22 protein-coding genes, 1 tRNA gene and 3 pseudogenes are annotated in these 23627 nt (G+C 69.7%); 14 read left to right on the forward strand and 12 right to left on the reverse strand.

Going from position 1 to position 23627, the window contains the following annotated elements; all coding sequences use genetic code 11:
* Positions 1-18: 18 nt before the first annotated feature.
* On the reverse strand, positions 19-2667 hold the full coding sequence (locus AB0K80_RS03745) for a D-alanyl-D-alanine carboxypeptidase (RefSeq protein WP_365665449.1): 2649 nt from the start codon (positions 2665-2667) through the stop codon (positions 19-21).
* Positions 2668-2890: 223 nt separating this feature from the next.
* Here AB0K80_RS03745 and AB0K80_RS03750 point away from each other — a divergent pair, with 223 nt between their 5' ends.
* The 3 genes from AB0K80_RS03750 to AB0K80_RS03760 all read left to right on the forward strand — a co-directional run bounded on the left by AB0K80_RS03750 (position 2891) and on the right by AB0K80_RS03760 (position 5145).
* Complete coding sequence (locus tag AB0K80_RS03750) at positions 2891-3646, forward strand: GPP34 family phosphoprotein (RefSeq protein WP_365665451.1); 756 nt, start codon at positions 2891-2893, stop codon at positions 3644-3646.
* A 227-nt stretch (positions 3647-3873) separates the two neighbouring features.
* Positions 3874-4731: a helix-turn-helix transcriptional regulator gene (locus AB0K80_RS03755; protein WP_365665453.1), complete on the forward strand. Its 858-nt coding sequence runs from the start codon at positions 3874-3876 to the stop codon at positions 4729-4731.
* 222 nt (positions 4732-4953) lie between these two features.
* Positions 4954-5145, forward strand: coding sequence for a DUF397 domain-containing protein (locus tag AB0K80_RS03760; RefSeq protein WP_365665455.1), 192 nt, complete (start codon positions 4954-4956; stop codon positions 5143-5145).
* 115 nt (positions 5146-5260) lie between these two features.
* Here the strand turns inward: AB0K80_RS03760 and AB0K80_RS03765 are convergent, their stop codons facing one another.
* Together AB0K80_RS03765 and AB0K80_RS03770 are read right to left on the reverse strand one after the other, a co-directional pair.
* Positions 5261-5770 carry a glutathione peroxidase gene (locus tag AB0K80_RS03765; protein WP_365665457.1) on the reverse strand — a complete coding sequence of 170 codons (510 nt, stop codon included), beginning with the start codon at positions 5768-5770 and terminating at the stop codon, positions 5261-5263.
* Between the two features lie 9 nt (positions 5771-5779).
* The gene (locus AB0K80_RS03770) at positions 5780-6763 is read right to left on the reverse strand and encodes a helix-turn-helix domain-containing protein (RefSeq protein ID WP_365665459.1); all 984 of its coding nucleotides are present in this window, start codon (positions 6761-6763) and stop codon (positions 5780-5782) included.
* 69 nt (positions 6764-6832) lie between these two features.
* On the opposite strand from AB0K80_RS03770, the gene AB0K80_RS03775 reads away from it, so the two are divergent.
* Positions 6833-8041, forward strand: a complete 1209-nt coding sequence (locus AB0K80_RS03775) for an MFS transporter (protein ID WP_365665461.1) — start codon at positions 6833-6835, stop codon at positions 8039-8041.
* A 7-nt stretch (positions 8042-8048) separates the two neighbouring features.
* Here the strand turns inward: AB0K80_RS03775 and AB0K80_RS03780 are convergent, their stop codons facing one another.
* Both AB0K80_RS03780 and AB0K80_RS03785 read right to left on the reverse strand, forming a co-directional pair.
* Complete coding sequence (locus AB0K80_RS03780) at positions 8049-8273, reverse strand: hypothetical protein (protein ID WP_365665463.1); 225 nt, start codon at positions 8271-8273, stop codon at positions 8049-8051.
* 260 nt (positions 8274-8533) lie between these two features.
* Complete coding sequence (locus AB0K80_RS03785; protein ID WP_365665465.1) at positions 8534-9229, reverse strand: hypothetical protein; 696 nt, start codon at positions 9227-9229, stop codon at positions 8534-8536.
* 452 nt (positions 9230-9681) lie between these two features.
* Here AB0K80_RS03785 and AB0K80_RS03790 point away from each other — a divergent pair, with 452 nt between their 5' ends.
* The 5 genes and pseudogenes from AB0K80_RS03790 (at position 9682) to AB0K80_RS03810 (ending at position 11866) form a co-directional block, all read left to right on the forward strand.
* Positions 9682-9936: a hypothetical protein gene (locus AB0K80_RS03790; protein WP_365665467.1), complete on the forward strand. Its 255-nt coding sequence runs from the start codon at positions 9682-9684 to the stop codon at positions 9934-9936.
* Between the two features lie 184 nt (positions 9937-10120).
* Positions 10121-10222: pseudogene (locus tag AB0K80_RS03795) on the forward strand (excisionase family DNA-binding protein); the annotation flags it as partial.
* Between the two features lie 11 nt (positions 10223-10233).
* Positions 10234-10480: pseudogene (locus tag AB0K80_RS03800) on the forward strand (polymorphic toxin type 27 domain-containing protein).
* Positions 10477-10884 (forward strand): hypothetical protein, encoded by a 408-nt coding sequence (locus AB0K80_RS03805; protein WP_365665469.1) that lies wholly within the window; start codon positions 10477-10479, stop codon positions 10882-10884. Before AB0K80_RS03800 ends, AB0K80_RS03805 begins: the two are co-directional and overlap by 4 nt.
* A gap of 499 nt (positions 10885-11383) precedes the next feature.
* Positions 11384-11866, forward strand: coding sequence for a DUF5994 family protein (locus AB0K80_RS03810; RefSeq protein ID WP_365665849.1), 483 nt, complete (start codon positions 11384-11386; stop codon positions 11864-11866).
* Between the two features lie 417 nt (positions 11867-12283).
* Here AB0K80_RS03810 and AB0K80_RS03815 read toward each other — a convergent pair whose 3' ends face one another.
* Both AB0K80_RS03815 and AB0K80_RS03820 read right to left on the reverse strand, forming a co-directional pair.
* On the reverse strand, positions 12284-13333 hold the full coding sequence (locus AB0K80_RS03815; protein ID WP_365665471.1) for an acyl-CoA desaturase: 1050 nt from the start codon (positions 13331-13333) through the stop codon (positions 12284-12286).
* Between the two features lie 308 nt (positions 13334-13641).
* Positions 13642-13785, reverse strand: a complete 144-nt coding sequence (locus AB0K80_RS03820) for a hypothetical protein (protein WP_365665473.1) — start codon at positions 13783-13785, stop codon at positions 13642-13644.
* Between the two features lie 694 nt (positions 13786-14479).
* Here AB0K80_RS03820 and AB0K80_RS03825 point away from each other — a divergent pair.
* Together AB0K80_RS03825 and AB0K80_RS03830 are read left to right on the forward strand one after the other, a co-directional pair.
* Complete coding sequence (locus tag AB0K80_RS03825) at positions 14480-14911, forward strand: Asp23/Gls24 family envelope stress response protein (RefSeq protein ID WP_365665475.1); 432 nt, start codon at positions 14480-14482, stop codon at positions 14909-14911.
* A gap of 39 nt (positions 14912-14950) precedes the next feature.
* Complete coding sequence (locus tag AB0K80_RS03830) at positions 14951-15178, forward strand: hypothetical protein (RefSeq protein WP_365665477.1); 228 nt, start codon at positions 14951-14953, stop codon at positions 15176-15178.
* Between the two features lie 389 nt (positions 15179-15567).
* Here AB0K80_RS03830 and AB0K80_RS03835 read toward each other — a convergent pair whose 3' ends face one another.
* From AB0K80_RS03835 to AB0K80_RS03850, 4 genes are all read right to left on the reverse strand, one after another.
* Positions 15568-15741: a hypothetical protein gene (locus AB0K80_RS03835; RefSeq protein ID WP_365665479.1), complete on the reverse strand. Its 174-nt coding sequence runs from the start codon at positions 15739-15741 to the stop codon at positions 15568-15570.
* Between the two features lie 10 nt (positions 15742-15751).
* Entirely contained in the window at positions 15752-16456 is a 705-nt protein-coding gene (locus AB0K80_RS03840; RefSeq protein WP_365665481.1) for a DUF5994 family protein, read from the reverse strand.
* A 490-nt stretch (positions 16457-16946) separates the two neighbouring features.
* Complete coding sequence (locus tag AB0K80_RS03845) at positions 16947-17945, reverse strand: RNA polymerase subunit sigma-70 (RefSeq protein ID WP_365665482.1); 999 nt, start codon at positions 17943-17945, stop codon at positions 16947-16949.
* A 1265-nt stretch (positions 17946-19210) separates the two neighbouring features.
* A tRNA-Arg gene (locus AB0K80_RS03850) sits at positions 19211-19285 on the reverse strand.
* 122 nt (positions 19286-19407) lie between these two features.
* Between AB0K80_RS03850 and AB0K80_RS03855 the strand changes: the two are divergent.
* From AB0K80_RS03855 to AB0K80_RS03865, 3 genes and pseudogenes are all read left to right on the forward strand, one after another.
* Positions 19408-19581 (forward strand): annotated as a pseudogene (locus AB0K80_RS03855) (site-specific integrase); the annotation flags it as partial.
* A 138-nt stretch (positions 19582-19719) separates the two neighbouring features.
* On the forward strand, positions 19720-21777 hold the full coding sequence (locus AB0K80_RS03860) for a GNAT family N-acetyltransferase (protein WP_365665484.1): 2058 nt from the start codon (positions 19720-19722) through the stop codon (positions 21775-21777).
* Complete coding sequence (locus AB0K80_RS03865; protein WP_365665486.1) at positions 21774-22253, forward strand: ASCH domain-containing protein; 480 nt, start codon at positions 21774-21776, stop codon at positions 22251-22253. The genes AB0K80_RS03860 and AB0K80_RS03865 overlap by 4 nt, the downstream gene beginning before the upstream one ends.
* Positions 22254-22938: 685 nt before the next feature.
* Here AB0K80_RS03865 and AB0K80_RS03870 read toward each other — a convergent pair.
* Positions 22939-23409, reverse strand: coding sequence for a hypothetical protein (locus tag AB0K80_RS03870; protein WP_365665488.1), 471 nt, complete (start codon positions 23407-23409; stop codon positions 22939-22941).
* Positions 23410-23627: the final 218 nt, after the last annotated feature.

Raw genomic sequence — 23627 nt, forward strand, 5'->3', positions numbered from 1 at the left:
CGAGTCAGCTGGTCCGAGTCAGCTGATCCGGGTCAGCTTGGCCGCGAAGCCGGGCTCCGTCAGGTCCTTCTCCAGGGCCACCGGCACCTGCACGGCACTGCTGGTGCCGTCGCCCACGGTGAGCGTGCCCACCTTGGTGCCGGCCTTCGCCTGGTGCGGCAGCTTGTCCGCGGCGAACGTCAGCTTCACCGTCAGGCCCGCCCAGCCGACCGCCGTGACGTCCCGCGTGGCGACGACCGGCGTACGGCCGCCCAGACCGTCGTCGGCGTACCCGACGACCGTGCCCTTCTTCAGGATCGTCGCCGACTCCAGCGCGCCCTGCGCCGCCCGGATCAGCTTGTCGCCCGAGTCGAGAGCGGCGGCGAGGATGCCGTTGCCGTTGTCCGGCTGGCGCACCACGGCACCGATGATGGTCCGCGTCTCGCCGCCGACCTCCTTCTTCGCCGCGAACACGAGGTTGCCGAGCGCCGAGGTGGTGGTGCCGGTCTTGATGCCGACGACGTTGTTGTGGCCGACCAGCTGGTTCCAGTTGGGGTGGTTCTCGCCCTTGTAGTCGTCGTACGACATCATCGCGGCGACCTCGCGGAACACCGGCTGCTTCATCGCGGCCTTGGCGAGCTTGACCTGGTCCACGGCGGTGCTGACGGTCGTGTTGTTCAGGCCCGAGGGATCGGTGTACGTCGTGTTCTTCATGCCGAGGTCCTTGGCGGCGGCGTTCATCTTCTCGACGAACGCCTTCTCCGACCCCGCGTCCCAGCGGGCCAGCAGACGCGCGATGTTGTTCGCGGACGCGATGAGGATGCTCTCCAGGGCCTCCCGCTGCGTGATGGAGTCACCCGCGGTCACCTTGACGGTCGACTCCTGTCCGGCGTCGGACTGCTTCTCGGCGGTCTGGTCGATCTTGATCTTCGGCCCGTTGGCGCCGCTCTTGAGCGGGTGGTCGCGCAGCACGAGGTAGGCCGTCATGACCTTGGCGACACTCGCGATCGGCACGGGCTTCTGCGCACCGGACGAACCGAACGAGCCGATGCCCTGCACATCGAGCGCGGCCTGTCCGGCGGACGGCCAGGGGATGTCGGCCTTGCTGCCGTCGAAGGTGTAGCTGTCCTTGGCGGTCAGGTCGAGGGTGGGCTCCGGCAGCGGACGCAGACTCTGTACGACCGCGAAGACGATCACCAGCAGCAGGACCAGCGGCGTCCAGATCTTCACCCGCCGTACGGCCGTGCGCAGCGGGGTCTCCGGCGGCGGCGGGGTGTTGGTCAGCTCGGCCAGCAGGTCCAGCGGCGGCTTCGGCGGCAACGGCTGCTGCGTCGTCCGCTCCGGCCCGACCTGCGGCACGGCGGCGGTGGCCTCCGCGGGGGAGACCTTGGGCAGCGCGGTCGTCGCCTCGGCGGGCTCCGGCTTGCCCGGCTTGCGCGTGGCCGGGTCGTCCAGGTCCTTCAGCGCGACGAACTTGCTGGTCCGCTCGGCCTTGGCCTCGGACTTGTCCTTCCCGCCCAGCTTCAGCATGGTGGTCGGCTGATCGACAGCGGGCGCGGCGGGCCGTGGCGCCTTGAAGACGGCGGTGGGCTGATCGACGGGGGGTTCCCCGGCGTCACCGTCGGTGTCCGTCGCGCCCTTCGGCTCATCGGCGGGTGCGGTTGTGCCCTTGTCCGCGGCGGCGTCCGGGCTGTCGGTGTCGGTGGCGTCCTTCGGGCCGCCGGCGGGCGCGGTTGTGCCCTTGTCCTCGGCGGCGGTGGTGCCCGCGGCGGCGTCCGCGCTGTCGCTGTCGGTCGCGTCCTTCGGGCCGCCGGCGGACGCCTTCGCGGCGGTGCCGGCGGGCGCGGTCGTGCCCTTGTCCGCAGTGGCGGTCGCGTCGGCGGTGTCACCCTTCGCCGCGGTGGCAGCCGTATCCGCGCTGCTGTCGCTGCCGGATTCCTCCGCGTCGGCCCCCGGGGCGGTCTTGCGCACCGGCTGGGCGTCGGACCCCTCGCCGGAGGGGCCCCCTTCAGACCCGCTGTCGGCCCCCGCGACGGCCCCAGCGGTCTCCTCAGCCTCCTCCGAGCCCGAGCCGGACCCCTGAGCCTCCCCGACGCCCTTGCCGCCCTCAGCGTCCTTGGACCCCTGCGCGTCCTTGGACCCCTGCGCGTCCTTGGGCCGCTGTGCGTCCTTACGGCCGTCGGCATCCTCGGACCCCCGCGCGTCCTTGGCGCCCTCGGCACCCTCGGACCCCCGCGCGTCCTTGGCACCCTCGGCGTCCTCGGTCTGCGTGCCCTTGTCGCCCTCGGCGTCCTTGGACCCCTGCGCGTTGGCTTCCTCGCCCTCCTGCCGCGCAGGCGAAGACGCCTCCTCCTCCCGCGCCGCCGAGGGGACCTCGTCCTCCTGCGCCGCCGAGGGGACCTCGTCCTCCTGCGCCGCCGAAGTCGCCTCGTCCGCCCCGCTCTTCGCCGTCACCTCACGCACCGACAGCACCCGGGTCGCCGTATCCACCCCGCCCCGTGCCGCCGCGGCGGACGGCTCCGCGGCCTCGCGGGCCACCGTCAGCCGCGGGTCGCGCGGCGTACCCGTGCCGCCCGTCTCGCCCCTGGCCTCGGGAACCGGACCCGCGCTCCCCGACGTCGGTTGTGCCGACGACTCGCGCTGCTTCGACCTGTCGGGGGACTCGCCCGCCACCGATGCCTCCTCCATGCGCCGCACGCGACCGCGTGCGCCAACCGAACGTGAATCGCCGCCCGGGACACCGCTCCCCAGGCGCTGCCCGAACCATGTACCAGTGTCGTGGCTACGGGCTCGACTCAAGTGGAAGACGAGAACGACATACCTACCGGTTCCCTCACGAACCGGTCACGCACCCTCGACAGACCAATGTGAGAGGGGTCACCCTGTCTGTCATCCACGCGGGGAGGCATGGATGGGCAGGAGCCGCAGAACACTTCCGGAGGAGCTTCTGCTGCTGGCACTGGACCCGGCCACGGGTACCACTGCGCAGCCGCAGTCGCTCGACCTCGGTCTGGCCGGAGCGCAGCTAGTGGAGCTGGCGCTGGCCGGACGGATAGCCCCAGACGGGGATCGTATCGCCGTGGTGGTGCCACGGCCGACAGGAGATCCGACCCTGGACTGCGCACTGGAGCTGCTGCGAAGGCGCGGCGCTCCGGTACGTGCCGTCCACTGGATCGGCGGACCCCGCCTGGGGCTCCGCCAGACCTACCTCTCGCATCTGGAACGGTGCGGCATGGTGCATGCCGTCGAGGGCCAGATGTGCGGAGTGCTGCCGACGACGCGCTACCAGGCGACGGACAACGAGATCAGCCGGGAGATCAGGGCCCGGCTGGACTCGGCGATCCGTACCGGCGTGCCGCCGGACCCGCGGACCGCGGCGCTCGCCGCGCTCGCGCACGCGGTCGGCCTGGGCAAGCACCTGTACCCGGGCAACGAGGGACGTTCGTCCCGTTCCCGGCTCAGGGACCTGATCAGGCACGACCCGATGGGCGGCCTCGTGGCGCACGCCGTGATGGACGTCCAGAACGGCGTGGCGGCACAGCCGCGCCGCAGCCCGGCCCCGGCCGGCCGTCAGGCCGCCCCCGGAGGCAGGGCGGTGGCGGAACCCGCCCGTGGCGTTCCGGCGCAGCCGCGCCGTGGCCCCATGGCGCGTGCCGTGGCGCACTGAGCCGCGGCCGGGCCGCACGCACACGGCACCACCCCAGACCCGTTACCGGGAGCCGCTGTCCGAGCGGGGTGACGAACCGTTTCGGTGCGTCACCCCGCTCGGCGTGCCGCAACTGGCGTGTACCCGTCGCATATCCGCCGTTTCCCAGCGGTACAAAGCACCTTGGTGGCAGTCTGCTCAACAGCAGATACGCAAAGTAGAGGCACGCAGCCGGAGGTGCACGTCCCGTGGCGTCCAATGTCAACCCCACCGTCAGGCGGCGCCGGCTGGGCCAGGAGCTGCGCAGGCTCCGCGAGCTCAAGGGCATGACGGCCGAGGAAGTGGCGGAACGACTGCTGGTGTCGCAGTCGAAGATCAGCCGGCTGGAGAACGGCCGGCGCAGCATCAGTCAGCGGGACGTCCGCGACCTGTGCGGGGTCTACGAGGTCGAGGACCAGCGCATCGTCGACTCGTTGATGCAGATGGCGAAGGACTCCCGCCAGCAGGGCTGGTGGCACGCCTTCGGCGACATCCCCTACAGCGTCTACATCGGCCTGGAGACGGACGCCGAGTCGCTGCGGGTGTACGAACCCCAGATCATCACCGGCCTGTTGCAGACCCGCGCGTACGCCGAGGCCCTCATCCGGGGCGCGCTGCCCGAGACCGCGCCGGCGGAGATCGACAAGCGGGTCGAGGTGCGGATGCGGCGGCAGGACCGCGTCACCGCCGACACCAATCCGCTGCGGCTGTGGGTCGTGCTGGACGAGGCGGCCCTGCGCCGCGTCGTCGGCGACCGCCAGGTGATGCGCGAGCAGTTGGAGCACCTCGCCGAGATGTCGCAGCTCCCGCACATCACCGTGCAGGTGCTGCCGTACGACGTCGGGGCGCATCCGGGCGTCAACGGCCAGTACTCCATCCTGGAGTTCTCCGACGCGGCCGACTCCAGCGTGGTGTACATCGAGGGTGTCACCAGCGACCTGTACCTGGAGAAGCCGCACGACGTGCAGAAGTACACCGTGATGTACGAGCACTTGAGGGCGCAGGCGCTGAACGTGGACCAGTCGCGCCACTTCATCCAGGACGTCGCCAAGGAGTACGCCCGCTGATCTCGCCGAAGGCGGCCGGATGGTACACCGCCGCCGGGCCGGACTGGAAGACTCCCCTGGAATATGCCATCCGGTCGAGTGAATCACTGCTCCGAACGCACGGGGCAGCGAGTAGCGTCGATCACGCCAACGATCAACACAGTTGGCGCGAACCGTACCGTGAGTCCCGTCGGGACAGGCGGTGCGGGGACAGTGACTCAGCAACTCGCCACCGGAGCAGACATGGCAATTCTTCAGGGCGCCACGGACACATGGACCAAGTCCTCCTATTCCGGGGGGAACGGTGCGTGCGTCGAGGTCAAGTCGCCCACCGTCTCGGCACTGGCCGTCCGCGACTCCAAGGTTCCCGACGGCCCCACGCTGGCCTTCCCCTCGAAGGCCTGGACCGCCTTCGTGGCGTCCGTCAAGGCGTAACAGGGCGTTTGCCACGCCGTACGGAAAGACCCCGACGAGCGCACAGGCACCACCGGAAGAACCCTCTCGACAAGATCGCCGTCCTTGCCGAGGGGGTTCGGCCCATGACGCGGTCTCAGGCCGCGAGCGCGCCCTCCACCGCCGTCACGATCTCGGCGGACTCCGGTTCGGTCTGCGGCGAGAAGCGGGCGACGACCGTGCCGTCCCGCCCGATCAGGAACTTCTCGAAGTTCCAGCGGATGTCCCCGCTGTGGCCCTCGGCGTCGGCGAAGCCGACCAGCCGCTCGTACAGCGGATGCCGGTGCTCCCCGTTCACCTCCACCTTCTCGGTCATCGGGAAGGTCACCCCGTACGTCGCCGAGCAGAACTCGGCGATCTCCTCCGCGCTGCCCGGCTCCTGCCCGAGGAACTGGTTGCAGGGCACGCCCAGCACGGTGAAGCCCTGCTCCGCGTACCGCTCGTGCAGCCGCTCCAGGCCGGTGTACTGCGGGGTGAGCCCGCACTTGGACGCCACGTTCACCACCAGCACGACCTTCCCGGCGTACTGGGACAGGTCCGCGGAACCGCCCTGGAGGGCGCCCATCTCCACGTTGAGGGGCGACTCGCCCTGGATGTCAGTCGTCATGGGCGGATGCTAACCGCCCGAGGCGCCGCCCCCGCGCCCGGCCCTCACCAGCACCTCCCCGGCCGCCGTCCGCTCGTACAGCACCGCCCGCCCCGCCCGCCGCCGCTCCACCAGCCCCGCGTCCCGCAGCACCCGCAGATGCCGCCCGACCGACCCGAGCCCCTGCCCGGTCACGGCGACCAGCTGGCTGGTGCTCAGCGGCGAGCCGAGCAGCACCAGCACACGCGCGCGTGCCGGGCCCAGCAGCGCCCCGAGCCCGGCCGGCACGGGCCGGGCACAGGGATCGGCGAGGGCACCCGTGCACGGGTAGACCAGCGCGTACCGGTCCGTCCCCTCCCACGCCACCCAGCCGATCCGCTGCGGGGTGACCGGCACGAACACCAGCTCCGCCCCGGAGATCTCCCGGGGCGGGTACTCGTGCGCGTTGACCTGGAGCCGGTTCCCGCCCAGCCACCGCGTCCCCGGCCGCAGCGCGTCCAGCGCCGCCGCCCAGCCGCCCCGGGCGACCTGCGCGGTCCGCGCGGCCACATCGGCCTCCAGGACCCGCCGGCGCCGGGCCCAGTACGGTCGTACGGCCTCCTGCCAGACGTACGTCAGCAGGTCCGCGGCGCGCCGCGGGAGGTCGTCGCGGTCCAGGCGGGCCGGCAGCGGGCCGCGCAGGGACAGGGTGAGATGGGCGCGGGCCGCCTCGGGGGAGGCCGACCGCACCCGCGCCACCTCCCGCGCGAAGGTCTCGCCCGGGCGCGGGGCCGGGGTGAGGAAGTCGGCGATCCACTCGGGGCCGAGCCCGGAACGGACCAGCAGCGCGGTCACCGGGTCGTCCGCCAGGCGGCGGCGGTAGGCGGGCAGGTGGGTGTCGAGCCAGGTGCGTTCGCCGGGGTGCGCGGGGTCGGCCGTGTGCAGCAGCCGCAGGCTCGCGAAGGTCTCGGCGAGCGGCGACAGCACGAACCGGCTGCCCGCCAGGGTGTCCGCACTGACCTGCCACCAGCCCACCCGGGGACCACCTTTCGCCGGTACGCGAAACAGTAACGCCCGCCGCCGGGCCGCCGGAGCCTGAAGCGCATGCGCAGCTACCGCGACCTCTTCCGCACGCCGGAGTTCACCCCGTTCTTCCTGGCGGCGTCGGTGCAGACCGTGGCCCAGACGACGGGCGGCCTGGCCCTGGGCACGCTGGTGTACCGGGCGACCTGGTCGCCGCTGCTGGCGGCGCTCAGCATGTTCGCCCCGTCCCTGGCCCAGATACCGGGCGCCACGCTCCTGCTGTCGGCCGCCGACCGCCTGCCCCCGCGCGCGGCCCTGACCGGCACCGCCCTGTTCTTCGCGGCCGCGACGGCCGTCCTGGCGCTGCCCGGTCTGCCGGTCTGGGCCGTCCTCGCCGTGCTCCTGGCCGAGGGACTGGTCACGTCCGTGAGCGGGGGAGTGCGCTGGGGCCTGCTGAACGAACTGCTCACCGAGGACGGCTACCTGCTGGGCCGTTCGGTGTTCAACATGATGAGCGGCCTCATGCAGATCGCCGGTTACGCCACCGGCGGCGTCCTGCTCGCGCTGCTGTCGCCCCGCCCGGCCCTCCTGCTCGCCGCCGCCCTCTACGCCGCGGCGGCCCTCGTCCTGCGTCTCTCCCTGACGCCCCGCCCGCCCCGCGCCCCGGGCCGCCCCTCCGTCGCCACCACCTGGCGCACCAACGCGGCCCTGTGGTCGTCCCCGCCCCGCCGCCACGTCTACCTCGCCCTGTGGATCCCCAACGGCCTGATCGTCGGCTGCGAGTCGCTGTACGTCTCCTACGCGCCGCAGTCCGCCGGCACCCTCTTCGCCTGCGCGGCCCTCGGCATGCTCGCCGGCGACATCACGGTGGGCCGCCTGACCCCACCCCACCTGCGCCCCCGCCTGGGCACACCCCTGCTGCTGCTCCTGGCCACCCCGTACCTGGCCTTCGCCCTCCACCCCCCACTCCCGCTGGCAGCGGCCCTGGCGACCCTGGCCTCCGTCGGCTTCGGCGCGAGCCTCGCCCAGCAGCAAGTCCTGATGTCCCTCACCCCCGCCGAACTCTCCGGCCACGCCCTGGGGCTGCACTCGGCCGGCATGCTCACGATGCAGGGCGTCAGCGCCACCTTGGCGGGCGCAACGGCCCAACTGACCTCGCCGGCAACGGCGATGACGGCCCTGGCGGGCCTGTCGGCTGCGGTGACGGTGGCACTGCGGTCAGCGGACAGTCGCCACGCCCGCACAGCGAAGCCGGGGCGACGCCCCACCGCACCACATCACCAGAGCTGACCCCGCGCTACCCGCCCCCCTTCACCAGCCAGACCCGACAGACCCACCGGCCGACCGCGCCTACGGCCAGGGAGACGACGATGGCACCCCAGTCGATGACGTGCGGCAGCTCGGGAAAGAAGGCGAAGAACGCGAGCGCTGCCACCAGCCCCACGACGAACCCGCCAACCTCGGCCCGCCGCCGACGCGCCGCAGATGCCTGGTCGGCGCGCTCCCCTTGCTGTTCGGTCATGACGGCGCCCTCATGCACTCGCTGTGTGTCCTGCCCCGGGAGTCTCGGTACGTGTCCGCACGGGAGGCGAGCCGATCGCGCCGGAGGCGTTCTGCGAACAACGGTCCAACCGCCGGCGAGGGGGCTCGGTTGCACGGCAACGGGATGGTTCACCACAGTGAGTGATCACGATCACGCGGAGGTGACCAGAAGGTACGTACGCAGCGGGTCGTACACCTGACGGGAGTCCGTCCACAGCCTGTGGGCCGGGACGCGGCTGCTCACGCGTCCTCCGGCGTCTCCCCCTCGACCAGCCGTTCCGCGATGTCGTCCGCCCACTCCTGCGCCCAGCGGCGCACCTCGGCGATGTCCCCTTCGTCCAGTCCGAACACGGCGAACTCCCGGTCGTCGAGCCAGTCCGTGCCGGTCAGGCGGGACTGCAGGTCGGAGAGGTCGAAGGTGTCGGGGGCGTGGCGGCGGCCGAGTTCCTCCAGCTCGGGGCGGCTCCAGTGCGCGGAGGCGGCGTGCACGTCGATGAGGTCGCCGGGCAGGCCGCGGCCGGCCAGGGCCCGCACCCGCGTACCGACGAGATCCTCCAGGCCCAGCGCGGGGCCGAGCTCCGTCTGCACGACAGGCCGCCACAGCACCTCCTTGTGGATCCCCGCCTCGTGGTCCGCGCTGCCGTCCGGGTCGGTGAGCACCAGCCGCGCGGAGACCGGGAACGTCTCCACGCCCCGCACCGTCCAGCCACGTGCCTCCAGCCCGGCCCGCACAGTGGTCACGATGTCCGCCATCCCGGCGGCATGCTCGGTGGCCACGTCCACACTCCGGCTGAGCCGGTTCACCAGCCCGTGCGCCAGCACGGCGTACCCCCCGGCCAGGACAAGGCCGTACGGCTCACCCGCTGCCAGAAGATCGCCCAGCAGCCGCCGGTGCGGGGGGCTCGGCCTCACGGGGGCGGGGAGCGGTGCGGGCATGTCCCGATTATCACCGGGCCGGGGTGGGGTGGGGCGAAGACGGCTGGGGCGGATGAGTGAGGGCCTGCTGGGCGGTGAGGTTCCCGAAGCGGCGGTGACACAACGAGAGGGGCTCCTCCGTGCGCCCGGGGCCCTCTTTACGGCGACGAGCACGCGACCGCCCGACCGCGTCGTGCTCCTGCTCAGGCTCCCACGCGTAGCTGTTGCCCAACGGCCAGGTGGCAACGGCATGACCACCACGGTCAAGATCGCCGCGGGCAGCATCAGCTCCCATGGATGCCCTGGTAGCGAACGAGATGATCACGGATCACCGACGGGGGCGGGTACTTGCCCATGAGCACCGGTGTTGACCCTGGTTGACCCTTGCATCGGGCACGGTTGTGGCACGAACCAACTCAGTTGACCGGAGGAGCCGCGGTTGCTCTACTGCGATGCCGAACCGGGGAGGACTTGTGGCAGAACTGCCCGAGAGTGTAGACCGCGACATTCTGGAGGGGCGCACCATCCTCGCAGTGAAGACGATTCGTGAGGCACAGGGATGCTCGCTCCGCGAAGCGGTTGATCTTTACCATCAGCGCTACGAAGAGCTTCAGGCTGAGTCGGAACCAGCCCAGGAAGCTGCCCGGCCCCGCGTGCTGCGGTTCGAGCGGGACGGCTCTCTGGTTGTGTGCGAGGGATGGCAAGACGGCCAGAAGCCGACGGAGTGACAAGCCGGGTCTCTGACCTCCGGCCGTGTAATCCGCCAGGCGGTTGCTTCTTACCCGGCGTCCTTGGCCCATGACTGGCGGTAATGCCACCCAAGATTTCCTGGCGCACAACCAAGTGATGATGCATACGTACTGCTATCAGTTGGCCGCGACGTGGTTTCAGCTGCATCCGGAGTCAGAAGGCATGACCATGTGAGAACTCCTTGGCACCACGGAACGCTTTCCGCGTCGCCTGATTGCCGAGCGGCGCATCGTGTTCGTCAAGGCCGGCCGGCACGTCCGTATCGGGCCCGCCCGGTGTCCGACCCCAACGTCCGGCTGACGGTCTCCCTGGACGGCGTCCGCAGCACCGCCAAGGCCGACGATGCGCTCGGGCTGTTCCTGAAGCGGGGTGAGACCATCAAGAACGATCAAGGCCAGCGGCTACGGCACCGCCTGGGAGATGACAAAGCTGCGCATCGCGGTCAGGCTCGGCGACCGCAGGAGCGCTTCAAGCCGGCCAACGGGGAGCCAGTGCCGTGATCGGGAGAGGGGTGGGGCATGACCGATTTCGTCCGTACCGGGAGGCTGTTCCGAGTAGTCGGGTTCGACCCGTCCCACCGGGGGCTCTTCCTGCAGAGCGAGTCGACGCTGATCGACGGCACCTCGACCCACATCGACGTGTATGTCGGCCACGTGAGGCTGATGCTCCTGCAGCCCTACTACCGCAACGGCCTCCACATCCGGCGTGCCGGTCCGGAGGTGTTCGCGGTGCTGGCGGAGCGGCACGGGCTGGAGCCGGACGATGCGATCTACACCTGGATGCTGGACCCAGACGGCGACAGCTTCGTCGTCGGCAGCCCTCCGGACTGGCGCGAGGCGGAGTACGCGGTGATGGGCGGCCGGGAGTCGCTGTACGACGGGCCCTGGCCGCCGGACTTCCCGGTGGATTCGGGGAATCTCTTCTGACGTCTCGGCGCGTCGGACACACGAGGTGAGGGCGGCACCCGTATCGCGGGTGTCGCCCTCAGCTCGTCACCCAGGGCAGCATCGAACGCGGGAAGTGGACCCCCGCCCAACTCGGCATGCCAGGCCCCCCTGCGGAAAAGCCGAGGCCACGAGAAAGGCCCCGGACCCTCCCTGACCTGGGAGTCCCAGGCCTTCGCCGTGTTCGACGCTGTGCCCCCGGCAGGATTCGAACCTGCGACACCCGCTTCAGGAGTTTTCACCGAGCGGGCCTGCGACCCGCGGAAATGTTCGCTCCAGGTCACCTGGCCTGGGAAAACACTGCTCCGTGGTTCTCGTGTGTTCACGGAGTTTCCCGCCCTCATGTGTGCTGGATCCGTTCCGGCTGGGGCCGGTCGAGAGTGGGAAATTTCGGAGACGTCGGCGCGCGTGGCACCAGGAGTAGCGTGGCAGGTGCGAGGCGGTTTCGTTGTCGCACCTGCCCTACAGACGGGTGGTCCTCATGACCAGCTCGGATACACCTCCTGTTCCCCGGCGTCTGCCCAGCGGAGTCCACGAGGCCGTGCGGCCGGGTTGTGCGCTTCTCCGGCTGGAGACGACCGCGTCACGTGAAGGTGTCCTCGATGGTGCGTGGTGGCCGCGCTCGCGCGACATGGGCGCCGAGCTGCCCGCGCTGCTGAGTGCCCTCATCGCCCACCTCGGCCCCGTGACCCGCGTGGGGCTGGACACCGCAGCTTGGGATGGTCTCCCGACGCGCATCCTTGTGGACGACCGCGTAGTGCACATCGATTCCTTCCCGGTCGGTGACGACACGGTCCTGATCACCCGGGGCGACCGGGACATCTTTTCGCTCCTGGTGGTCCCGCCGGACGCGGCACCGGACGCCGCCCGCACCGCGATGGCCCAGGCGGTCCGGGCGGACAACATCAGGCAGGCGGAACAGATCCTCATCGACACCGGAAGCGGGCGCGGTTCGTCGGGCTGACGGGTCACCGCCGGGCGCGACCGGCGCAACGGTGTCGGACGGCGGGAGCGAGGTCAGCCGCGCCACTCGATCAGGAGCAGGGTCGCGTCATCGGTGGTGTGTCCGACCCGCGCCTGCTTGAGCGGCTCCCTCACGGGGGTCGTGCACACCCGGTCTCGGCATGCTGCTGGAGGACCTCGGCACTCCTGCCCTCGAAGCGGGCGACCTCGTTTGGGCAGCTCTTGCGCGGGCGTTGCACCGTTGCGCAGGGCGGGCCGTTGCGCAGCGGTGCAAGGTGGGTTCCCGGCCTCATATGCGCCGCATCCGTGCTCCTCGGCTTGGGCCGGCGCAGCCGTCGTGCTCTTTGCGGTGTTCCGCGCGGACCGGGGCGTGTCGACGGTGACCACATCACGGCCTCCGACGGCTCCGGGAGGTCTCTCAGATGGGGACACGTGCGTGCCGGAGCGGTGCTCCGGCACGGTGGAGACTGGCGAGGGCCAACCGGTAGGAGGAGATCAACCCGGTTTCCACGTAGTCCACACCCAGTTCCTGGCAGTGGCGCCGCACGATTGTCCGGGCCCTGCGCAGGTTGGGGCTGGGCATGCTGGGGAACAGGTGGTGCTCGATCTGGTGGTTCAGACCGCCCAGTGCGATGTCGGTGAGCCTGCCGCCGTGCACGTTGCGTGAGGTGAGCACCTGGCGACGGAGGAAGTCCGGGCGGTCCTCGCCTGTCAGGGTCGGCATGCCCTTGTGGTTGGGCGCGAAGAGGGAGCCCAGGTAGACGCCGAACAGGCACTGGTGGACGGCGAGGAAGGCGATCGCCATGCCGGGCGGCAGCAGCCACAGCAGCACGGTCAGGTAGAGCACGAAGTGCGCGAACAGCAGGACGCCGTCGAGCGTGCGGTGCTTGAGCGAGCGATTGGCCAGTGCCTTCACGCTCGACACGTGCAGGTTGAAGCCCTCCAGGGTGAGGAGCGGGAAGAACAGGAACGCCTGCCAGCGGCCGATCAGGCGGGGGAGCCCCTTGGCGGCCCGCGCCTGGTCCTGGGACCAGACCAGCAGGTCGGGGTCGAGGTCGGGGTCGAGTTCCTCGTGGTTGGGGTTGGCGTGGTGGCGGGTGTGCTTGTCCTGCCACCAGCCGTAGCCCATCCCGATACCGGCACCGGCGATCCGTCCGGACACCTCGCTGGCCCGGCGCCGGCGGAACACCTGGCGGTGCGCCGCGTCATGGGCGAGCAGGGCGACCTGGCCGAAGACGACGGCAAGGAAGGCGGCGACCGCCAGAGTCCACCAGCTGTCGCCGATGAGCGCGACGGCGGCCCACCCACTGACGTAGAGCCCGGCCACCACCGTGGTCCGCAGCGCGTAGTAGCCGGGACGGCGCCCCAGCAGCCCGGCGGCGGCGATCTTTCTCGACAGGCGGGCGAAGTCACTGCCGGACGCCTCCGAGGGCGGGGGCGGGGGCCGGACCGTGGTGTTACTGCTCATGATGGTGGAACTCTCTTTGAAGAAGGCCGGTTGGCTCGGCGCCGCCCCGGGAGCCGCTGGGACCGGGCCGCAGGCAGAGCCTTTCGTCCTCCGTGGTTGCGGACACATCACGCGACCATGGGAGGCGTCTGCTTCGTTCGTCAGCGGCGGCTGCGCAGGCCCTCTGTTTATCGCGGGTACCCCGCCGCGGGCGTCTCACACCGTGTCAGACGCGGCCTGTGGAGCGGCCGCGTGCATGTCGGCAGAGCCGACTCCGGCCGGTGAAGCGGATTCCGCTGATCGCTGATGAGCGTTCGGACGCCGGCCGGTCACACCGCGGTCTCGGTGATGAGGACGGCAACGGTGACCGGGCTCTGGGCGTCGGTGGCCGCCGCGTCGGCCACGGCAGTCCGGACGGCGCGCGACTTCCAGGGGATGGTGTCCGGGGGCGACCGCGAGGTGGACTTGGACACGCCGACCGGGTGGGTCCGCCTGGTCCTCCATCCTGACCGGGCGGCTCCCCAGCACGGTGGTGAGGCCGGCGACGCCCGGAACACCCGTTGCGACGTCCGCCAGATCCCCGACGGGCCCTCGCGGGGAGCCCGCTCCGGTCATGGGGAGCGAGCTGCGTGCGGCTGCGGTCGTTGCTGCGGCTGCGCTTTGCGGCGTGAGCCTCATGGGTCTCGCAGCGGTCCGCGCTTTCGTACCTGTCTGCGGGACCTCATGGACATCCGTGACGCGCAGGTCGGCTGGCACGGTGGCCAGACCGAGCCGTCGAGCGGCCGCGTCCAGCAGTCTGCTCCTGCATTGGTCGGCGGTTTCGGACAGTGGCTCCCCGAGCGATGCCGAAAAGGCGGCTTCGATCCTGAGCGGGCCCGGCGAGAGCGCGCTGGTGGGAGGACGTACCGCCGGCTCGGACACGGATTCGGGCGGCGCCGGCCCGAGCGCAGAGACTCCAGCCGTACCCCAAGGATCTCGTTCGCGGCCCGCCCGAGGGCTTGGATGGCCGGTTGCTCAGTGCTCCATGTCCCGCCGTCGGGCCCGCCCAGCGGGAGCAGCCGACCCTGGCCGAACTGGTGCCGTACCGTCGGCGTCCCCACTTCGGTGCAAAGCGAATATAATCTGACAAATAAGGCTCAGGTGAGCCTCTGAGGGAGGAATATCCCGATGACCGAGATCACCGGCGCAAGGCGCAGTGACCCTTCCGCTTCTCGTGGCCGGACGACGGTCGCCGATGTGGTGGTGGAGAAGATCGCCGGAATGGCAGCACGGGACGTGCGCGGCGTCTATGCCCTGGGCAGCGGATTCGCGCGCTCGATGGGATCCATGCGGGAGCGGATGCCGGGTGCCGGCAGTGGCAAGTCCGCCACGCGAGGAGTCAGTGTCGAGGTCGGAGAGAAGCAGGCGGCCATCGATCTGGAGATCGTCGTCGACTACGGCGTCTCCATCACGGACGTGGCCGGTGAGGTGCGGGAGAACGTGATTTCCGCGGTGGAGCGGATGGCGGATCGCGAAGTCGTGGAAGTCAACATCACGGTCAGCGATGTGAAGCTCCCCGACGAGGAGGACGAAGGGGAGGAGCGGGAGCGGATCCAGTAGCCGGGGGCGGAGCAACCCACTTGAGTGAAGGAGCGCGGGATGAGCAGGGCCGTGGTGGGCTTGATGGCCGGAATGGCGCTGGGTTTCGCCGCGCACTTCGGTGGCGTCTGGGCCTTCCTGCTGGTGCTGGGGTTGGGCGTCGTCGGTCTCGTGGCCGGCCGGTTCATGGAAGGCGACCTCGAACCGGGCGACTTTGTCCGCCGCCGGGACCGGCAGGAGCGGATCCGCGATGACCGGCGACGGGTTCGGCGAGACTGGCGGCAGTGACTGGTGGAGCCGATCGGCGTCCGGGCATTGCCAGCGGGGAGCGCGGAGCGATCACCGTCGCCGGCCGGGTCATTGCGAAGATCGCTTCCCACGTGGCGCGCGAGGCGCTGAGCCGGTTCCCCGAGTGGGTCGGCCACGTACCGCCGGCCCGCCGGAAACCACGCGTGACCACCTCCGTGCGGCGGGCACCGGAGCGGCATCCGCAGGACGAGACGGCGAGTCCGCCGCCGGACGGCAGGCGGCGATCGGCGAGGCACGGCTGCGCATCACCGTCGAGCTCGGCTATCCGTCCGACATCGGAAGACCCGGTCTGGCTGGGGCACGCGTCGCCGTGGACTGAGCCGACGTTTCAGAGGCGCGGCCGGGTGGCCGGTAGGGCGCCCGGATGATCACCGTGGTGCGTGGTGCTGCTGCGGCCCGGCCCGGCCGCGGCGGCCGGGCCGGGGAGCGCTGTACCGGTACACGGCGATCCTGTCGGCGTGCTGGAGGTTGAGCCGGTGGATCACGTACGCCGCCGCTGCGATGAGGACCACGAAGGCGGCGGCCGTCAGGAAGGCGTTCATGGCGGCCACCTCACATACCGATGATCAGTCGGCTGGCCCGGCGGGGCGGACCGGTCTGTTGGGGAACGGTTGCGGACACCGCGGAGGCGCCGCCCTCGTACTCCCATGTCTCGTCCGGGTCCAGTGGCTGGTCGGCCGCCAAGACGCCGTGCCGGTCCTCTTCCGCGGCGATGAGCGCGCTGGCGGTCAGTGGCGGGCCGTCGTAGTCGGACGCGGCAGCCATCAGCCGGGCCGCCGACTCCGCTTCGGTCCCGGGCGGGATGACGAGGAGATCGAAGCGCCCGGTGCCGTAGGAGAGCAGCAGCAGCTTGTGTGGGTCGATCTCCGGGGTGAACCAGCCGACCTTGACGGTGTGGCCGTCCACGGGAACCGTGCGGGGGATGACCGGCCAGTGTTCCGGGTTGACGGCGATGCGGGTGATGCGGCCCCACAAGGGGTCCAACACGTCGGTGAGTGCCGGCAGTTCGCTCAGCAGATCACGGGAGCGGGGCCACCAGGCTCCGTCCAGGAGTCCGCGGGAGGTGCCGTCGGTCTTCAGTGCGAGACGCGCGGCCGGGGCTGCGACGGGCTCGGGGTGCGGCAGAGTGGGGTACAAGGTCGCCGACATGATGCGGACCCGTCTCCGGGCCGCCTCTGCGGCGGCCCGGGGTTCATCTTTCGCCGAGAACGACCCGGCGTGGAAGCCGGTGTGCGAGATGCCCTCGGTACCGTCCACACTACTCCGCGTTTCGCTGCGGCGCGGAGCAACGGCCACATGGAGTGGAGTACCGGCCGGGTGATCTCCCGGCAGGTGCCGCAGCGCATGCAGGGAGTCCCCGACCCCGCCGACTGTTGCGGCGGGGGTCGCCGCCTGCAGGCCGGATCTCCCCACCCGGGTCCGCAGGTGACGACGAGCCAGTGCCTGGCGCGTGGGAGGGAGCCGCGTCGTCCTCGTCCTGTCCGGCGAAGCGTAGAGTCCACGCCCGGTGATCAAGCCCCCCGAACGGGTGATGCAGAAACATGATCGTCTGGGGATGTGGAACGCCATCCGACCAGCGTGCCCACGGCAAGAGTGAGGAACCGGCGCGGCGGCCTCCTCACCAGGGGACCGGAACAGTCCAGCGGCACCACAGACCCAGTGCGGCAGCCGCCGCGGTACTCGCACCACCGCGCCGCAACCACCGCGACACGCGCGCCACCGCGCAGCGTGAGCGTCCGCACCGGGACTACTCCTTGCCGTCCATCGGCAGGCGCTCCGGCAGCCCGAGGCGCGGGAACCGGTCGTCGTGGAACGTGACGATCTCGGTGATCACCCCGTCGGTGACGCGCAGGACGTCGATCGTCAGGGGCAGGTACGCGCCCTCCCGCTGCTGCCAGAGGTAGAAGGCGACGGCGGGCTGCCGGTTCACGGAGGTGGGGACGCCGCGTAGGCCCTTCATGCCCACGAAGCCGCTCTCGACCCAGTCGTTCACCACCGCGTCGCGGCCGACGTACAGGCCCGGCGTGGGCGGCATCGAGCAGCGGATGTCGTCCCGCAGCATCGAGGCGAGCGCCGGGATGTCGGTGGCCACGCTGGCGTCGGTATAACGGCGCACCAGCTCGCGCGTCTCCGCGTCCTGCTCGCCGCCGGTCCAGTCCTGCCGCTCGGCGGGCAGGTGCTCCCGCATGCCGGCGCGGGCCCGCTGAAGCGCACTGTTCACGGAATTGACGGAGTCCCCAAGGATCTCCGCGACGTCCTTCGCCGGTCGGCCGAGCACGTCTCGCAGGATCAGTACGGCCCGCGGGCGCGGCGCGAGGTGCTGGACTGCGACCACGTACGCCAGCTCGATCGTCTCCCGCGCGACGGCGACGCTCTCCGGCTCGTCCGCGTCGCCCGCGGGCAGCTCGTCGAGCAGCCGGTCCGGGTAGGGCTGCAGCCACAGCACCTCGCCGCCGGTCGCAGGCTCCGGGCGGCGCTTGGCGAGCAGGTCCAGGCAGGCGTTGGTGGCGATCCCGTACAGCCAGGCCCGGAACGTCGACCGCCCCTCGAAGGTCTCCCGCCGCCGCCAGGCACGGAGAAACGTCTCCTGCACGGTGTCCTCGGCGTCCTCGAACGACCCGAGCATCCGGTAGCAGTGCACGTGCAGCTCCCGCCGGTGCCGCTCCGCCAGCCTCGAGAACGCCGACTCGTCGACCTCACCCAGACCGCTCACGCCCAGCTCCTCCAGCCGTGTGTCCGCGCTCATGACGTCATCCTTCCGCCTGGTCGTGTCCCGTCGTAGGTGTGACGGGTGCGGGCGCGAAAACTCATCACCAACCAGGGTCGGTCGGGATGGCTGAGCGTTTCTCATCCTTGGCAGGTCGGGTTTTGGAGAACGAGGATGGCCAGCACCATTGCGGTCGTCCGGGAGGGGCTGCAGCGCAGGCTGGTCATCCTGGCGGCTTGGGTCGCTCAGCTCGTGGATGCCAAAGGCCGCCGACGTCCGTTCAGGACACGGAGGTGCATTCTCAGCGTCTGTCTCTCGTTCGCACCTCGTACTTGTCCTGCCCAACCTCTTCTAGACGGGGTCTGGCGTGCTACTCGCCGAGGGCGTCTCAAGCATCGAGTCATGCATGGCGAGGCTGCTGTAGAGCACCAACTTGGAAGATCGCGTATGTGGGTTCGGCTTGAGCTGGCATAACGGTGACCTGCTCGTTCGATGAGGGCTGACCGGCGTTCCCCGTGGCGTGCTTCTCGAACGGGCACGCTGTCTTGGGTGTTCGGGGGGGTGCCCGCATGCAGGTATCACCGGGGTAGAGTCTCGCGGACTGGGGAGGTGAACCATGGCCGCGCTTTTCTATTCCGCTGTCGTGGTTGGCGTTGCGTTGGTAGCTGTCGCGGTGTTGCGGGAGCACGGAACGCTGTGTGCGAAAGTGGCCTCCTGATTTTGCCTGGCAGTCGCCGCGCTCCCCGGACTGGGGATCATCGGCGTCGTTCTCCAAGTGGTCTTCGGGTCGTGAGACTGGTGCGGAGCTACGACGCTGCCAAGTCGCTTGCCGGGTGATGGGCTGGGGGAACTTCCCGGGCTCGGGTCCGGCTAGTCGAACCCCTTCTCCGCCCCCCACTCACCCCGCTCCCATCCCGTCTGCCGTCGACCCACACACCGTGGAGCGGGCGTGGTCCCTGGCGTCTAGCGGGTGATGCTGGTCAACCCGATCACCGGGTGACCTGTGGTGCGTAAGCGGTTTCGCGCCCTAAGCGTGCCGGGCGTTACACGGAAGGAGACCCCTCCCGCAACGGCCCGGCACAGGCAGCCCCCGCCTCTCGATGGGAGTGCGGGGGTTGCTCACGTCTGGGCCCACCTGCGGAATGCCATGATCGTTTAGGTGATATTTAGGCGACGGAGTCCCGTAGTGAGGGCGTATCGAGGGTGTAGGCAGACCGTAGTGAGAGTGCTAGCCGACGTCGCGAGAAAGGCCCCGGACCCTCCCTGACCTGGGAGTTCCGGGGCCTTCGCCCTGTTCAACGCTGTGCCCCCGGCAGGATTCGAACCTGCGACACCCGCTTTAGGAGAGAGGCTGGGTGATCTGCGTGCTGAGCTGCGGCTTCGCCGACCGAAGAAGCGGGCGGCTACTCGACCGCGGGGTACCGGTGTTGACCGTGACTGACTCCTGCATCTGGCACGGTTGTGGCACGAACCTCAGCCGACGACAGCCACGATGGTGTGTGCCAAGTTGGAGAGCCTCACGGTCCGCGCGGGCCAGTCCTCGGAGCGGGCCCAGCTGATCCACCAGCATTCGACGGCGAAGCACCAACGCAGGCTGGGCCAGGGGATCGATGCCGAGGTGCGGCAGCAGCTGAGTGAGCCAGCTGCCAAGCAGACGGGAGCCAAGCAGGCGTAAGGGCATTTCTGACGGTCTCCGGAGTACCGTGCGCCCCTTGTGCCCCCTTGAGGGGACGGCGGTGAATGAGATCAGCTTCTCCTGTATGTAATGAAAGGGGAGTTGTGGCCGCGTGACCGGCCAAACGGAGGGGGAGTGATGGCGATCAAGTTGGTGTCTGTTTCGCCCGCGCAGGACGAGCTGATCGACAAGGCCATAGCCCTGGGTGATCGCTACACGAAGACGCTGGGGCTTCTCACACCTCCTGCTTACCGGAAGGCAGCGGAAGACGGTGGCCTTCTGGCTGCGGTCGAAGTGGATGAGGTGCTCGGCTACGCGCTGTTCGGACTGCCGAAGAGGAGCGCGCGTATTCGGCTCGCACACCTGTGTGTGGCGGAGGAACAGCGCGGCCGGGGAATCGCCCGTCAGCTGGTGGAGGGCATTAAGGAGCGGTACCCACAGCGACTCGGGATCAAGGCCAAGTGCCGACGGGACTACAACCTGAGCGGGATGTGGAGGAGTCTCGGCTTCATCCCGGATGGCGAGGTGCGAGGGCGGGGCCGTGACGGCGAGATCTTGGACGGATGGTGGTTGGATTTCGGCCATCCGGACCTGTTCACGGAGATGGAGAGCCACGCGCTCTTGGTGGTCACGGTCGACCACCGAGTGTTCACCGATTTGCGCGGCCTCGCTGACACGGCCGACGCGGAGGAGTCCCGCGCGCTGGAAGCCGGCTGGATGGCGGATCTCGTCGAGCTCGCCTACACACCCCAGCTGGTCCATGAGATCCGGGACCTCCCGGACACGGCAGAACGTCAACACCAGCGGGCGGCGCTGACCGGCCTGCGCAAGCTCTCCCCGGACTCGGCGGCCGTGGACGAGCGAAGCCGTGAACTGCTCCAAGCCGCTGCGCAGGCCATGCCCGACCTGACCGTCGACGCTGGGCTTCGCGTCCGCCTGCGGTACGTGGCCGAGACGTCGTGCGCCGGTCTGCAAGTCCTGGCGACCCGTGATCCACTGCTGTCCCGTCTGGCCGACGTGGCCTGGGAGGTCGCCCGCGTCCGAGTCGTCTCACCTTCTACCGTGACGCTGCACGTGGACGAGTTGCGGCAGGCCCAGGTGTACCGTCCGGCCGATCTGATGGGCACGGAGTTCCGGTCCGGAGAGGTGGCACCAGGTGCGGAGGATGAACTGGTCGCTTTCTTCCATCAATCGGGTGGCGACGACGGATCGGCCTTCGCCGAGCGGCTGCGGTCGCTGAGCGAGGGCGCGGTCGCCTGGCGCCGCGAGCTGCTCCGCGATGGTCAGGGCCGCCCGGTCGCCCTCTACGCATGGGCACTGGACGGACGAACCCTGGTTGTCCCCGTCCTCCGCACGGCCGGCCACCCACTGGAACAGACTCTGGCCCGGCAACTCCTCTTCCTGATCAAGCGGCTCGGCCGGGACTGCGGTGCAGAGATCATCCGCGTCAGCGATCCGCATCCCTCCGAGGCCGCCAGGTCCGCGGCCGGCGACGACGGGTTCTTCGAGCATGACGGCAGGCTCGTCGCTCTCCTCGTGAATGTGTGCGGGACGGCAGCCGAAGTGGAGGCTGTGGCTGGAGGGCTCGCCCGCGAACTGACTGTCGACACGACCGAGCTCCGCCCTGGCATGCCCGCCGAGGTGGCTGCCGTGGTGGAGCGTGCGTGGTGGCCGGCGAAGGTCATCGACTCGAAGCTGCCGTCCTTCCTGGTGCCCATCAAGCCGCGCTGGTCGAGCGAGCTGTTCAACGTGCCCGCCATGCTCATTCCGCGCAGTGACGTCCTGGGCATCAGCAGAGAGCATGTCTACTACCGCTCCTCGGGCCGCCGCGGAGAGAGCGTTCCGGCTCGCCTGCTCTGGTACGTCAGCGAGGGCAACTCCCCGGGCGAAGGCCAGATGGTGGTGGGCAGTTCGCGACTCGACGAGGTGCTCATCGACACACCCGACACCCTCTTCTCGAAATTCGAACACCTGGGCGTATATGGTCGGGCTGAGGTTCAAGAAGCTGCCGACGCCTCCGGTCGTGCCATGGCGCTGAGGTTCTCGGACACTGAGATCTTCCCGAAGCCGGTGGCGCTGCGGCGATTGACCTCCCTGGCGAAGGAGCTGGGACTACCGTTGTCGCTGATCTCCCTGTCGAAGATCAGTAACGAGCTGTTCCAGGCGGTCTACCAAGAGGGGCACCGAACGACGTGAACGATCCGGAACGCGCGATGCTGCTGTCCGTCCACCCGCGCTTCGCCACCGCGATCCTGGCCGGCAGCAAGACGGTGGAAGTCCGCCGCCAGCGCGTCGCCGCGCCGCCCGGAACCCCGGTTCTGCTGTACGCGACCGCGCCCACCATGGCTCTGGTGGGCATGGCGCGCATCGCCTCGGTCCACGTGGGCTCCCCCAAGGACGTCTGGTCGGTGCATCACGCCCAGACAGGGATCACTCAACGCGAGTACGACGCCTACATGGACGGTGCTACCCAGGCGAGCGGTCTGACCTTGGAGGATCCCGTGCCCTTCGACGAGCCGGTGCCCCTCAGTGCACTGCGCGCTGCAGGGACCTTCCACCCGCCGCAGAGCTATCGCTACCTGAGAAGTACTGATCTGCGTCAGGTATCAGAGGCCGGGCCCGCAGTGGGCAGTGCGCTTCGGAAGGTGCTGCCGGACGCGGTTCACGCGTAGCGGGCCGAGGATCCGAGCGATTGATGTCGGGTCCGTGCGGCGTTGGTTAGCCGCTGAACACAGCTTGACCTGGTGCGCTTGTAGTGCGGGGATGCCGCGCCGCATACCGGATATCCGTCCCTGCATGCTGCCATCATGTACCGGCCCTACGACGTAGCGACGACCGTGTGGCGTTCCTGCTGTCGCTTCTGGTTGGGCTGGCACGTCCGACGCTGTAGGTAGGTGTGACCACCGCATTAGGAGTTCGATCCGAGTTCGCTCCGCCTGCTGCTATCGACTGATCCGCCGGCCGGACGGAGATGCTGGTGTACGCCGCCGTCCGGCGTCGTTGATGTCAGCTGTGGATGTCAGAAGCGTTGAGGCGACTTCGTCAGGCGTTCCAGCGCCATCCGTTGTAGTCCTCGCAGGTGACCATGCGCCCGTTGCTGGCCCTGAGAGTGCGGCGTGGTCGGCCCTCGCGCAGTACTCATCTTCCACGACAACCTTGCCTGTGGAGGCACAAGCGTAGCCGGACTGGCTGCCGTCGCTGGAGCAGGTGTGCGCACCACTGGAGTCCGGCTTCTTGGTGGTGGGTGCGGGCACCCGGTAGGTCTTCCGGGGCGGCTTGGGCGTGGACTTAACCACGCCCTGCCTCGTGAAAGGGCGAGGTACACACTCCTTACTCCGCTGCGCGGCAGTGCCTGGCTCACCAGCACTCCATCGATCTTCCGGCGTACTGACAGGTCGGGTCGTTGAGGTGGCCTCGCTCGTTGCCGCTGGCGCGCGACCACACGATCAGAACCAGTAGCGCGAGGAACCCGGTCACAACGGCCTTGGCCCACTTCATGGACTCCTCATCGCGGACGCGCTGGATGAGTTCCTCCTGCTCCTGCTGCAGCCGTTCCGCAGGGGTGAAGCCGCAGTCCTCGACAAGTTCGTCGTTGGCGCATTCCGCGTCACTCGACAAGGAATCGGAACTGATCGCCTTGAGTTCTTCACGGCGGGCTTCCCGCGCCTCCCGCCGTGCGCGGTCAGCGTCCGACTCCGGGAAAGGGAACCGGCGGGACCAGTCACTCTTGTGACAACTCCCGCAGCTCGAAACACCTTCTTCTCTAACGCGCATCAGTCGGCCTACGCCGTGACCACAGTGTGGGCATGTGTGCTCGACCTCGGCCATGCTCCCCCCTCAGTGACCGGTTCAGATTAGAGCTCGGGCCGTGCCTGTGGGAGCAGTACGGAGGTTCGTGCGGGCACACGGCTCCGCAGAGCCTGTGTGTCTAGCGCGTCTCCGCTGGTCAGCACCTCCTGGCGTGCCCATAGTGAGGTCTCTGTCCACATATAGGCCGCGGCTGCGAACCGAACCTGGCATCCAACGCGAGGGCCGGACTAGCGTTT

The organism is Streptomyces sp. NPDC052682, assembly GCF_040678435.1.
In the GTDB taxonomy this organism is placed as follows: Bacteria; Actinomycetota; Actinomycetes; order Streptomycetales; family Streptomycetaceae; genus Streptomyces.